The sequence below is a fragment of the Rahnella perminowiae genome, assembly GCF_019049695.1.
Taxonomy (GTDB): domain Bacteria; phylum Pseudomonadota; class Gammaproteobacteria; order Enterobacterales; family Enterobacteriaceae; genus Rahnella; species Rahnella perminowiae.
The window spans coordinates 180,147-193,752 of sequence record NZ_JAFMOT010000186.1 but is presented as its reverse complement, the minus strand read 5'-3'; the positions used below and the strand labels follow the sequence as shown (position 1 = coordinate 193,752).

Annotated in this window: 9 protein-coding genes; 2 read left to right on the top strand and 7 right to left on the bottom strand. The window is 51.8% G+C overall.

Annotation, left to right across the window (positions count from 1 at the left end; translation table 11 throughout):
- Nucleotides 1–18: 18 nt before the first annotated feature.
- Together J1781_RS21320 and J1781_RS21315 are read left to right on the top strand one after the other, a co-directional pair.
- Complete coding sequence (locus tag J1781_RS21320) at nucleotides 19–837, top strand: DUF3289 family protein (protein WP_238483596.1); 819 nt, start codon at nucleotides 19–21, stop codon at nucleotides 835–837.
- Nucleotides 838–839: 2 nt separating this feature from the next.
- On the top strand, nucleotides 840–1,274 hold the full coding sequence (locus J1781_RS21315; RefSeq protein ID WP_217234157.1) for a DUF943 family protein: 435 nt from the start codon (nucleotides 840–842) through the stop codon (nucleotides 1,272–1,274).
- A 70-nt stretch (nucleotides 1,275–1,344) separates the two neighbouring features.
- On the opposite strand, the gene J1781_RS21310 is transcribed toward J1781_RS21315, so the two are convergent.
- The 7 genes from J1781_RS21310 to J1781_RS21280 form a co-directional block, all read right to left on the bottom strand.
- The gene (locus tag J1781_RS21310) at nucleotides 1,345–2,358 is read right to left on the bottom strand and encodes a family 8 glycosyl hydrolase (protein ID WP_217234156.1); all 1,014 of its coding nucleotides are present in this window, start codon (nucleotides 2,356–2,358) and stop codon (nucleotides 1,345–1,347) included.
- A gap of 9 nt (nucleotides 2,359–2,367) precedes the next feature.
- On the bottom strand, nucleotides 2,368–2,847 hold the full coding sequence (gene bcsD, locus J1781_RS21305; RefSeq protein ID WP_129953944.1) for a cellulose biosynthesis protein BcsD: 480 nt from the start codon (nucleotides 2,845–2,847) through the stop codon (nucleotides 2,368–2,370).
- A gap of 18 nt (nucleotides 2,848–2,865) precedes the next feature.
- Nucleotides 2,866–6,828 carry a cellulose biosynthesis protein BcsC gene (locus tag J1781_RS21300; RefSeq protein WP_217234155.1) on the bottom strand — a complete coding sequence of 1,321 codons (3,963 nt, stop codon included), beginning with the start codon at nucleotides 6,826–6,828 and terminating at the stop codon, nucleotides 2,866–2,868.
- Between the two features lie 82 nt (nucleotides 6,829–6,910).
- On the bottom strand, nucleotides 6,911–9,385 hold the full coding sequence (bcsB, locus tag J1781_RS21295; RefSeq protein ID WP_217219272.1) for a cellulose biosynthesis cyclic di-GMP-binding regulatory protein BcsB: 2,475 nt from the start codon (nucleotides 9,383–9,385) through the stop codon (nucleotides 6,911–6,913).
- Nucleotides 9,382–11,481 (bottom strand): UDP-forming cellulose synthase catalytic subunit, encoded by a 2,100-nt coding sequence (gene bcsA / locus J1781_RS21290; RefSeq protein ID WP_129953939.1) that lies wholly within the window; start codon nucleotides 11,479–11,481, stop codon nucleotides 9,382–9,384. Before bcsA ends, bcsB begins: the two co-directional genes overlap by 4 nt.
- A 30-nt stretch (nucleotides 11,482–11,511) precedes the next feature.
- Nucleotides 11,512–12,315 carry a cellulose biosynthesis protein BcsQ gene (gene bcsQ / locus J1781_RS21285; protein WP_129953937.1) on the bottom strand — a complete coding sequence of 268 codons (804 nt, stop codon included), beginning with the start codon at nucleotides 12,313–12,315 and terminating at the stop codon, nucleotides 11,512–11,514.
- Nucleotides 12,306–13,109, bottom strand: coding sequence for a cellulose biosynthesis protein BcsO (locus J1781_RS21280; protein WP_217234154.1), 804 nt, complete (start codon nucleotides 13,107–13,109; stop codon nucleotides 12,306–12,308). The genes bcsQ and J1781_RS21280 overlap by 10 nt, the downstream gene beginning before the upstream one ends.
- Between the last annotated feature and the right edge of the window lie 497 nt (nucleotides 13,110–13,606).

The window sequence follows — 13,606 nt, the reverse complement described above, 5'->3', positions numbered from 1 at the left end:
GATATGAAATAGGGTGATATGACAGAGCAGCGGCTCAGATCGTTCTACCATCTGACTGATGTTTCAACAAAAGTAAACCCTTATACCTTCACCAAAAAAGAAGAAATAAAGCTTTCTCCCTTTATGGATTACAACTTTCCCGACAGGCCATCCTCATCAGTTGTCGATCCTTTTCACTATGCGTCATCAAATTTTAAACATTATTATGAGGAAAGGAAAAAAATACTGACGAAGCAGCAATGTGCCGCCATTCTGTTTGATGAGATGCGGGCCCTCTCTAAGCCTTTTGCTTTATATGGTATTTACAGCGGGTTGATTGTGAAAATGATTAATCATATGCAAAATAACAACGGACTGCCTTTCAGAGACTCTCTTTTAAATATGGCACTGAAGGATCAGATTAGTCATGATTTTTCTGTAAATAGCACTTTAAAAACAATTAAAACTGTTCTGTCAGGAAATATAAATTGGAAGGAAAAAATTTTCTCAGATGTTGACAGAATGTTGTTAATTTCAGCAATAAATAGGAAAATAGTGCCCAAGTTTGATCGTATTAAAGACAGATTTAATGGAATGGGAATTACGATTCATGATACCTATGCCACTCAGATAACGTTGAAATCACTTTCAATCAATAGTAGTGGATTTACTGCTTGTATAAATTATAAGTCTCAGGATCATTTTGGTCTGGATAAGAGAGACATCATTAAATTTAAATTTTACACTCTCCGGTTTTTCAGAATATGGTTTATTTTGCAACATTATGAAAGATTAGCATTTAGACCGTTTGTGACTGAAATGGAAACGAACATCAATCTGTCCGGTGGAAGACTATGAGAATGAAGATAGCTAAGTTTGCTGTACTGGGTATTGCAATATCAGCTGTTTTTTTGTTTTTTAGAGAACCTGAAATTATTTTTGTACAAAGTAGGGAAGGGGTGACGGACATCGTGGTTAAAAAATTTCCATTAACACAAAGAGGGAAATTGTCATGGTGGAAAGATAACCAGAAATTTCTTAAAGATAAATACGGGATACCTGCGCGTGATAAAAATGGCGTTTACTATATCGCTATTTTAGATGTAAATGATGGTTTTAAAAAAGTCTCTGAGGCAGATTATACATCCTGGCATTCATTTTCCAGAGATGATCTCATTTGTTTCGATGAGATAAAATCAGAAAGCAGATGCATAGAAAAAAATGTTCTTATGGAAATAACGGCTGGGACAAATGGGAAAATAGGATATATTTTCGATGGTGAATATATTAATTAAAGGTCTACACATAATAAAAAAGGCCAGTCAGATTTCCCTGACTGGCCTTCATATTTCAAAGGGGGATTATTTACCCTTTATGACTCGCCCACCAGCTCAGCAATTGCAGGCAGGAAGAGTAGTAATCGTCTTTCGGGGCCAGGTTCGGGCTGATGGCGGCAGCGTTGGCCATGGTGAAATCGCGCACGGCTAATAATCCCGGCGACATGTTGTAGCCCGCTTTGGTGCCGGTCATCACGTCAATCCAGGCCGGTGTCGCGTCGCGTGGGGATTTCTGCCACCACAGAATGAACGGTGCCATCTGCGGGCTGCCCGGATGCGCCCAGCCGAGGTACAGCGGGATACGCACTGCGTCGTAACTGAAACGCGTTGGCCAGCGGCTGGCCGGTTTCAGGGTGCCATCGGCCTGCATATCGACCCAGTCTGTCGGCAAACGGAAATCGCCAAACGCCATTTTGCTGAGCATCGCCGTGCTGCTTTCATCCAGATCTTTCCATACCTTTAAATGACTGTGCGCATAAAACGCCTGCCAGGCCGGGAAGATGAAATAGGACGGATTGACGGTCACGTTGCTGGTCTGATTGAAGCCTTTTACGCCCGGCAGCATCACTTTGTAACCTGCATAATCAATCACATTGTATTTGATCAGCGCGGCTTGTAATTTTTCAGAGGCTTTGGTGTAACGGGCATCGCTCCACTTGTCGCCTGCCAGCAGTAACGCCCACGCCATCAGCGTATCGCCATCAGAGGCGTTGTTGATATCTGCCACATGCGGGGTGCTGTTCGGGTCATAACGCCATGAATAGAGGCCGATATCTTTACGGTAAAGGGTGGTGTTTGCCCATTGCCAGAGTTTGTCGAAGGCAGACTGATCGTCATTAAATACCGCCAGCAGCATACTGAAACCCTGACCTTCGGTGTGACTGACATTTTTATTGGCTGTATCAATGATTCGCCCATCTGGCATCAGAAAGCGACTTTTATAAGCAGACCAGCCGGCTTCCTGCGCCATTACAGCGGAACTGAAAAACGCGAAAATAAGGCTGAGCCACAGCACCAGGCCGTAGCGCCGAAATAACAACATAGAGATTCCTTACAAACCATTTTGATAACGGAAAACGAACGCACCTTCCGGTGTGATTTCCTGCCAGCGCAGCGGAACATAGGGTTGCCCGCCTTGTGATAACAACCACTCGGCATACAGTCCTTCAAACAGGGAGATGAGCGCGATGGACCACAACTCATCATCCTGCCCCTGCGGTGAGACCGGCCAGGCAATGTGCACCAGCGCCAGTTGTTGTTGTGTCGCTTCCAGCTTCACCACTCCCCAGTCGAAATGCCTGAGGAGTTGATTGATATTGTCTTCCAGCTCGCCAAGTGTCGCAGAACCCGGCAACGGATGCTGACGTGCCAGATTGTTGCCCATCAGGGTCAGAAAACGGCGCCCATCTTCGTCATCGGCGGACGCCAGAATACCTGAAAATAGCACCTGCACCAGGCTTTGCCAGCCGGGTGTGGTATGACGCTGTCGATAATATTCCTGCGCGACCTGTGAATAGCTATGTTCTTGCATGGTTTTATCTCACCGCGATTAATTTTGACCCATCAGATAACGGAAGTAGACCTGCGCTTTACTTTCGTTGTAATCACCGAAAGTATCGTAGCCAACCTGTCCGCCAATCTGCATGCTTTTGTTCAGGTGATAATTGCCGCCCACGCCGGCATTCCAGCCGATACCGTTTTGCGTTTTGCCGCTGTAGTAGGCTTCAGTGCCATAGCCTGCCGCCACCAGATCTTCCAGCTGTTTCTGTAGGTCCGGATTATTCGGGAAGTAGGCGCTCTTATCCTGAGAATAAGACTGATAACCCACCGCACCGGACAATTTAAGATCCCAGTCGTCATACTTCTGGGTGTATTCCACCGGGAAGGAGACACTGACATAGTTTTGCGGGCTGAAGTAACCGCCCTGACCGAAGCTGTAATAACTGAGGTTTTTGTCGAAATCCATGTAACCGACGTTGATGCCGGTTTTCAGTTCACGATCGTCATAACGGAACGGACGGACATACAGACCGGCATTGGCGTTCACCGATTTGTTGCTTTTCACGTTATTACCCAGATAGCTATAATAACCCGCTTCGGCGTAAAAACCGGCGTCGCCGTCATCGTATGACAGATTGACACTGCCGCCGTTTTTAGTGACCTGTCCCCATTCTTTGCCGCTGTAATTATCTTTAGTGCCGACGTAGGACAGAATACTGTCAGTGATGGCCCGACGTTCAGCGGTCACGCGCAGAGTGGTGAAGTCAGTCAGTTTCGGTGCCCATTGCACGCCACCGACCAGCGAGTTCAGATCCTGCCCGAGTGGCGTACTGCCGACATCGGCTTTATAGCTGTCACCGGTCAGTGCGGCGTTAACTTCCACGCCTGTCGCGCTTTGATTACCGGCAGCCGGTGCCGCATAAGTCGTGGGGTCAGTACCCGCAATGGTGTTGTACGCCACGCACTGATCAGAGGTGGCGTTAGCCGATGTACAATTTGTACTGGCGTTAGTCGCTGCGGCTGTCTGCAATTTGGCAAATGTACTGTAGTTAGCAATATCCAGACCGGCTGCGGCTGCGGCGGCAGCCACATCTTTCTGTGCCGACTGCGCCTGTGCCAGTGCGCCCTGACCAAACCGGGCGTTAGCGGTGCCGGACGGGCTGCCTGCGCTGAGGGAAACCGGCGTGACGCCGATACTCAGACGCGAGGTATCAAACGGCACGAAAGCAAAGGTCATCGGCGCTTTGGCTTCGGTCAGCTGGCTGAGGCCGCTTTCACCGTCACGGCCACGAATCGACATATCACCCTGTGCCCAGGTCGCGGTTTTGCCCTGCAAATCGTCAAGCATGTCGTCGATCTGTTTTTCAGTGGCATTACGCTGTGCCACCGCCGTCGGTGCGGTGGTTGCTACCGGAATATTCCCCGGTGTGGAGACTTGGTCCGATACCTGCCATGGCAACACGGTACCGTATGAGGATTGTGTCGCCGGACGCGAGGCCGAGGTACGCGTTGAGCGGTTGATGAACGGGTTGTCGCTGATCTGCAATCCCGCGACCTGTGCCGAACTGTCTGTGCCTTCCAGACCAATCATCTTCCCCTTCGCGGACCGCAATAACGCCAGCGCCTGCTGATGATCGCCCTGCGCTTCGGCGACGCGCGCTTCGAGTAACAAACGGTCCGGCGTACGCGGTCCGTGCAGGCCTTCCATCAGTGTTTTCGCACGCTGGTTATCGCCTTCACCCAGCGCAACGTTGATTGCACCGACACGCGCATCCTGCGTAGGTGTATCGTTACTCATCAGGTAGTTATAGACCTGACCGGCTTGTTTATTGAGTTTGCCTGACTGATACAGGCGCGCCATCGCCAGCATCAGGTCACGGTTTTGCGGATCCGCCTGCAACGCAACGACCAGCTTATCGTAGGCTGCCGCGTACTGACCCTGTTCGCGCAACTGGTCAGCCTGATTGATCACGAAACCGTCACGCAGGCTCGCCAGTGCGGTCGGTGAGGTGCCGGACTGGATTTGCGGATTTTGCAGGAAGGCTTGCGCCTCGTTGCTCAGGCCGGCCTGATTCAGCACGCTGATCTGATCGGCGTAATCCCCGGCATTGCCGTTGACGCCCTGACGCATATTCTGGCGGACCAGCTGCACTGCCAGCGGAAGCTGACCGGACGCCGCGAGATTTTTCGCCAGTGCACCGACATCCGCCGGTGCTCCGGGAGGATTCTGTGCCAGTGCGCGCAACGTATTGGATGCAGCGGCAGTATTACCCTGTTGCAGATAGTTTTCCGCATCCGCCATTTGCGCATTGAAATTGGCGCGTTGTGCCAGTTCACGCATACCCTGATTCTGGCTGCTACGTGGAATACGTGAGAGCAGGGCATTGGCGGTGGACCAGTTTTTGGTTTCTGAGGCGAATAAGGCTGCTGCGTACAGATCGGCAGAAGATGCACCCGGACGCGAAGAGGGCGCCATGAGCGACTGCGCCTGCGCGGTCTGCCCCTGCGATTGCAGGATGCGCGCCATATCCAGTTTCACCCAGACATTAGACGGCTGACGTTCAAGGGCCTGCTGAAGAATATTCAGTGCACGCTGCGGATCGTTGCTCGCCATGGCTTGTGCAGCCTGACGACGCATTGGCTCGATAACATCCGCCACGGTTGGCGGATTCATCTTGGTCTGAATGGCCGCTGGCAGCGTCTTCAGCACCTGATTAGCTTCGGCGGTTTTGTTCTGCTGACGCAGCACGTAATACAATCCGGCGCGGGCATCGGCGTTATCGCCCAGTGCACTGTATTGTTGCTCGGCCCCGGCCAGATCGCCTTTCCGGCGCAGAATATCAGCACGCAGCAGGCTGGCTGACTGACCTTTTTCGCCGCCGACCTGCGTCAGAGGCGTGACGGCAGCCAGTGCGGCATCGTAACTGCCGGAACCTGCGGCCTCTTTGGCTTTCGCTAACTGAGCGTAAAACGCGGAATCCTGGGCCTGGTTGCTCAGCTGGGCGCTGTTCGGGCCACCTTGTGCGGCGGCTTTGCTCAGATATTGTGATGCCTGCTCAAAATTACCGCTGCGCTGAGCGATATAACCCAAACCTGCCAGCGCATCGGCGTCGTTCGGGTTATCGGCCAGCACGCTTTCAAACTTAGCTTTCGCGCTGGTGACATCGCCACTGTTGAGTGCGGTGAAGCCCTGACCTTTTGCCGCGCCGCCAATGTTTTTCTGGAAGTATGCCATCACGCTGGTATCGTTCGGGTGACGCGCCTGATAGCCCTGATATAAATCACGGTCGTCTTCCTGCGGCGTCATCCACAGCAATGCCTGACGCAGTGAACGGTCCGCTTCGGTGCTGGAACCGGCCATGGTGCTCAGCAGTTTGATGCCGTCGCGGCGGGTTGATTCCTGATAAGTGAGCACCTTGCCCAGACCGAGACGCGCCTGCGTGTCGTCAGGACGCGAGGCAACGCGCTGTTGCAACCCGGCAATTGCCTGCGGCTGGAGCGACTTATCACCCGCCATGGTCAGATAATATTCAGTCACCAGACTGTCTGGCGGCTGGTTGCCGTTAAAAATGGTACGGTACGCCGAAAGTGCACCGCTGACATTGCCCTGCGCAGCCATCTGACGGGCAGAAGCTAACTGAGCCGGCGGAATTGACTGCATGGCTTTGGCGCTGTTGAGCGATGCCAGACGTGGATCATCGGGCGAGACGGCGGCCAGTTTTTCACGCCACTGATTGGCTGCGGTTTTATCCCCGCCCTGCATGGAATACAGCGACATCAGGTACAGCGCCTGCACGTTGTTTGGCTCAACCAGCAGCACTTTCTGTAAGGCATTTTTTGCCAGATCATCATGAGCACGCTCATGCCAGTAGGCGGCCTGATCGAACAACGCTTTCATAGCAGGATTGGCGGTATCCGCTGCCAAGGTGGCAGCACTAAAACTTGCTACTCCGGCGATCCCTACCAGATAAATAGCCCTGATCACCGCCAGGGACAGTTTATGTTTTTTCATTTTCCAGCTCCGGTAATCGCCAGAGAGTCGCCGCCCGATATCGGTGCGATCTTCATTGTTTTTGTTATAAAGCCGATGCTTTTCATTTCTGACCCAGTCGTTTGGCCGCGTGACGACGCAGGACGACGAACAGGCTCAGGCCAATCACCAGAGAAAGCAGGGTCGCAATCAATGACAGGATCACGATGTGGTTGCTGGCGTACCACAGCACCATCATGTACCACGGCATTTGCCCGGTCGGAAATTGCTGGCCGACTGAGAAGCTGCGGATGCCATTTTCATCGGTAATAATTGCCAGGTCACCCCGCACATTGGCGTTGATTTTGGGTGATTTCAAATCGTTATGGATTTTCAGCAACTGCTGATCGTCCGTACCGGTTGCCAGCACGACCACATGATCGGCAGACCAGCGCGAACGGTAGCTGACGAAGCCACGCCATGCGCCGGTTGAGGACAGATAACGGTCTGCATCGACCGGCTGGCGGTACCAGTCACCGGTCAGCCAGGCGACAACGCGCTGGATATCGGTCGGCGTTTTTACGCCCATCGCACCACCGTTGATGCTGAAAGGGGAATCCGCGAGTAACTGTTGAGTAAACGAGGTGTCGCCCAGCGTGGCGACGGCCAAAACATCGCGGTCAAACAGCGGATTATTTTGTTCATCACCTTTCAGACCAAAGGCCACCTGTACATGATTCACCGGCATGCCTGTGGCTTTACCGGCGCGGGAGGCCAGGTTGAGCAACGTATGGACTTCATCTGCCGTCGGCGCTGGCGGCAGCAACATCAGGGTATCGGAGAAGTCAGCCAGTTTGGAGTACGGATAAGATGCACCGACGAAATACGACAGGTTTGGTAACTGGGCAAAATGGTAGCTTCCGCTCAGATCGATGAAGGATTTTGGATCGATACGGCTCTTGATATTATCGCTGGTCAGGATGCCGCACGGCGCCTCTTTTTTCGGCTTGATATCAAAATAGAATTGCAGCTGGTTGTCACCATAAATCAGGTAGGGCGCGAGTTGCAGCGTATAACGTTCCTGACGGCTGTCACCGCCAAGGCGACGCCAGATGTTTTCCACCAGACCCACTTTGTTGACGGTCAGGCTGCGCAGGAAGTTGCTGTTAATGGAAACGTTGAGTCTTGAGTTATCTTCATCAATCCAGTTTTCCGTCGGGAAACGGTAATCAATGCGCACCGGAATATTGTGTCCGTCCCACATGAACAGATCCGGCGCTGCGCGGAAAGCTACCTGAATGCCGTCGTGATAAATGCCGTTAGAAATCAGCGAATCCGGATCTTTACCCGCCAGTTCGCCCAGCGTCACCGGGCGGGAAGTGTCAATCCAGCGCGGCGCGTCATACAGTTTGCTGGTTGGAATAGTTTGCTGGGCCACATCCAGATGATCGACGTTGTTCGGCATACCGCCGCTGATCAGGCGATACGCGGACTGACGCAGTTCGTTATCATCGTTGCCGAGCACCAGCAGCAGTTTGTAGACCGGATTGATCGGATTATCGATAATCTGAAGCGAGGCACCTTTGCTCGCCGGCAAGGTCAGCGAACCTATTTTATCGCCCGGCTTGCCAAACAAAATGCCGTTCTGATCCGGCAGGTCGTTAAGAATGACCGGAAAATCTATGCTGCGATAATCGGACAACATGCCGAGATAAGAAGAGACTATCGCCGCAGCGCTGACATCGCCAGGTTTCATAGACGCAGAGAAACCCAGGGTAATTTTGGATTCCTGCATCTGCAGACCATCAAAGAACGGACGCGGGAAGTTACCCAGATTCCGGCCAATATTCAGTTGCTGACCTTCCAGCCCGATGCTGGTGGTCGGCAAAATAGTGACCCAGTATTTATCTGACTGATCTTTCTCGCAGGTCATGGTGTTGCTGTCATGTACGCGGAAGCTCAGGTTGTTGTTGGATACCACCATTGCCGACGGAATATCGAGATCGTAAACGTCGCCGCCGTTGCTGCTCTGGTTCAGTGGCAGGTTACCCAGCGGCTGGCCGTTGAGCATCAGTTCGAGCGTGGTATCGCGGGCAATCAGTGCCGGAGAAATTTTCAGTGCCAGCGACAGGTGCGCGTTGGTCACCACTTCATCGGCGGGCAGGGTGAAAATGATACCGGACTGCAACTGACCCCCGCTGAGCGTCAGGCCGTTTGGCTGGCCCATTTCGGCAACGGTGATATTGCTGGTCACCGGCTGAACCAGTGGCATCACCGGCGCAGCGGCAGAGGCATCAGGTATCGCCGTGCTGTTATTCACCGGTGTGGTATCAGTCTGCGGCGTATCCACAGCAGGGGCTGGCGTGGCATCACTGGCGGGTGCCGTTTCACCCGGTACCGGCGTGACCGGCGGTAGCCATGACGGCGCGGCTGGCAGGCTGGTGGCCGGATCAACGGCCGGTGCCGGCGCGTCTTCCGCCTGCGACAATGGCAGGCTGCTGAACATCAGCAACAAACCGGCAGTGATTTTCCTGAACAGGGATACACTGCGCGCAGCAGATAAACGGCACTTAATCATCAGGTTATAAGGTCGGTTCATGCTGCTTCACTCTTGCTGGCGGCGTCAGCGGGTTTATTTTTAACACGGCGCTCCTTCCACGTGTTGTAGAACAACTCGAACACGCAACGGATGATGCTTAGCAGGGATTTAAACGGGTTATCCGGCGGGTATTCTTCACCAATCCAGGCGTCAGCACGGCATAAGACCACGCGCACCAGTTCACGACGTTTCGATAATGGCAGATTTTCAAATTGCAGACGTAACCGCGCTTTGTCTCCGCTGATTTGTGTCACCGGGAAACTTTCCGCACCGGAAGACAACTGAATTTCCACTTCTTCAATTTCTTCATCCAGATAGCGCACGTCCGGCGTCACCAGCTGCACGCCGCCCATCGACATATCGATAGTGGTTGTGCGCAGTGAAATACCATTGGCGTAATGAATAATCGCTGGGATCTCGACATCAATACGGATCGTTTTGCGTACCTGACGGGTTTCTTTCGCCACGGCAATCGCTGCCAGCAAAATCAGCACACTGAAACTGCCCCAGGCGATATTCAGCGCAATAACGCTGGGATCGATGGCAAAGTAATCATGAAATACGGCGCGTACGATGCCGTATCCAATCCCTGCAAGCATCATGAGCGCGACTATCAGGTGAGGTTTGACGATGTTGAAGTCGAAGAAACCGACATCCAGCAAACCGCCTTTATCCGTCACGTTAAACTTGCCGCGTTTTGGCGCGAACATCGTCACCAGCGTGGGCAGGATCAGGTGGAAGGCCATGACAGTTTCGTAAATTTCACCCCAGAAGGTGTAGCGGAAACGGCCGTTCATACGGGAGTTAATGTACAGCGACATCACCAGATGCGGCAGCGCGTAAGCAAAAATCAGGCTGGCAGATGAGGAAATGATGTTCAGATTAAACAGCAGGAATGCCAGCGGTGCAGTCAGGAACACCACGCGCGGCAAACCAAACTGGAAGTGCAGCATGGCGTTCAGGTAGCACAGGCGTTGCTGCCATTTCAGGCCGCGGCCGAGCAACGGATTATCCACGCGGAAAATCTGCGTCATGCCGCGCGCCCAGCGGGTACGCTGAATAACGTGCAGCCCCAGGCGTTCAGTTGCCAGACCGGCTGCCAGCGGGATATCCAGAAACGCGGTATTCCAGCCACGACGCTGCATTTTCAGCGCCGAGTGCGCATCTTCGGTCACCGTTTCAACCGCAAAACCCCCGACTTCTTCCAGGGCCACACGGCGGATAACCGCACAGGAACCGCAGAAGAATGTCGCATTCCAGTTGTCGTTACCTTGCTGAACCGGGCCATAGAACAGGGCACCTTCATTCGGCATAGTGCGGCCAGCGGACAGGTTACGTTCAAACGGATCAGGCGAATAGAAATAGTGTGGCGTCTGGATCAGTGCCAGACGCGGATCTTTCAGGAAGCTGCCGACCGTCGCCTGCAGGAAGGCGCGGGTAGCCACGTGGTCACAGTCGAATACGCAAATCAGCTCGCCTTTGGTGAGTTTCATCGCATGGTTCAGGTTGCCGGCTTTGGCGTGGGAGTTGTCATCACGCGTAATATAACCCACGCCTGCATCCGCAGAGAACACCGCAAATTCGTCACGTTTACCGTCATCCAGCACGTAAATTTTGATTTTGTCTTTCGGATAATCGATGCACTGCGCTGCCAGCACGGTATCACGTACTACATCGAGGCTTTCGTTATAAGACGGAATATACACGTCGACGGTTGGCCACAGCGTGGTGTCATCCGGCAAAGGTTCGATGGTGCGTTTTAATGGCCAGGTCGTTTGCAGATAGCCCAGCAATAAAATCAGCCAGACATACAGCTCGGCGAGGAATAAGCCGATCCCTAAAATAGCTTCTATTGTTGAATTGAAATGCAGCGTTTCTGTCGCACGCCAGTAAATATAACGCGTCGACATCATGATGGACATGATGACCATCACCACGCTAATCCTGCGGCTTTTACTGATGCCAAGCAAAAATAAAAGCCCGATGCTGATCAGGCCAAAAATGTACTGCTTCTGGCTGTCCATCGGGGTAATAATGATCACTGCTGCCACCGGCAGCAACAGAAGCACAAGGAAAGAAAACAGAAATTTATTCATCGCTTTTGGGGTCGCTGTTAACAGTGATAGTTAATAACTGCCAGATTTAGGTGCGGCGTGTAATTCACCATCACCGACTTTAATTCCTAAAATGGCGGCGACTTTTTTGCTGATCAGTTCAATATCAAATGCCGAAGCTGATACCGGACTGAAATCAATAATAGAGCGCTGCGAGGCATTGGCCTCCGGCACACACTCATCCCTGTGGATGGTGCCTAATAATCTTTCATTTAAACGCTGTTCGAAAAAGTGGGTGACGTCGCGGCTTAATGTCCGGCGGGTATCACTTTGGTTAACCACGTAATACTCACCCTTCTTATTATTCAAAGGTGTGCCAATGAGTTTGTTTTTTTCCATTAAGGGTAATAAAGATAATGACGCGGTATCGGCCAGCATCACCACAACATGTAAATCAGCAATCGCCTGAACCGCTTTTAATGCCGGACTCGGGCCCGGAGGAAAATCCGCAATAATAATTAGGCCAGGATAATTCAGGACCGTATTTAATCCGCGCTGTAAAAAAAGCGGATCGCTGGCAAGCTGATGTTCGAACTCCAGCCGCTGATCTTCCGTCACTTCGCCATACGGTAAAACAAACGTATTGGAGCCCGCTTTCAGGATAAACTGGCTCCAGTCGGATTCATTACCCGAACCGGCCACAAAACCGCGGGTATCGGCAATAGGCACCCCGAAATGAAGGCGAAGGGCGTTCTGTACATCAAAATCGATGACCAGCACTTTACTGCCACTGCGGGCAAGTGAATAGGCCAGGTTGGAGGCCACCGTGGTTTTTCCTACCCCACCTTTCGGTGAACAAACGCAAACTAACGGCATGAGGCAATCATCTCTAACAGGGGTTGAAGCGGTGTGTCGCGATGTAAATAAGCGCTGGCAGGCTGCGGAGCCCGTTGTTTAAACATTTGTTTAAAGCGCTGGTTAGCATCAGCAGACGCCGGGGATGCGGACACCGCGGGCACCGGACTGTGAACGGGCGTTGGATTGTGTACCGGCGGCTGGTGATAAACCGGCGCGACGGGTTGTGGTACTGACTGAGATGCCTGAAGCGGCACAGATTGAACCTGCGCCGGGGCAGGTTTCGACGGCGCTGCGGGCATCGCTTTACGCAATGAATCAAGTAAACCCGGCCCGCTGTCAGGAACGACAGACTGGGCATGCAATACCGGTGCCGTGTGAACAGGCTGAGGTTGCGCGGGTTGTATGGTCACCGGTGCTGGCTGAGACGGAACCGGTGGCAGCGTTTCGCGCAGGGCATCAAGCAGGCCAAAACCGGCTGGCGGATGAGGCACCTCCGAAGACAGGGGGGTGGCTTGCTGGTGTGTAACAGGTCGTGCGGCAGAAGAGTTCGGCTCCTGCTGCGTATGGACGGGGTGAACGTCAGAAAGCGAAAACTCATCCGCCGAAATGGATTGCGGTGTTGGCTGCGTGGTACGGCCATTATCAAGCGGACCGGCAGGTTCTTCACTGGCAGAGACTTGTTTAATCAACGTCCATTGATTCATTGAGCCAGTAATGGATTCACCCGTTGATTTTTCATTAAGCTCTTTATAATCAATATTTTCCAACTTCGCCTTATCCATAAAACGTTTAATGTCATCATATTTATTCATAAATCCCGCCCGATAGGATTATATATTTCGATGTTTTCTGGACGTCAAAACGACAATGATTGGCCGTTAGCACAGGGTGTAAAAAGATGAATATTTTTAAAGTTTTATAGGGGAATAGGACTGGTCTTAATATATCAGGTCTTTTACAGCATAGAGCAGTTTTTACAAAAAATCGGATTTACACCATAAAAAACAACGCCAACATAACTGCCTGTCGCAAAAGCTTTTTGATGAAATTTTTTCATAGGTTTGCATTAAAATAGTATAAAATTTGGTTTTTAATGTGATAAATAGCACATAAACTTCATCGGACGCGCAGTATCCAGGATGTTCTTACGTTTCGCATTATTCGATTAACCCGGGTAATGTATGTTTTCTCTGGTTAAATAACATAAACACTATTCAGTGTAGATGTGTAGCAGCAAACATGTTGTTTTTTATAGTCAAAGTTTCGTCTTTAACCTCGAAATAACCCGTTATAAGGTATACTGCGCACA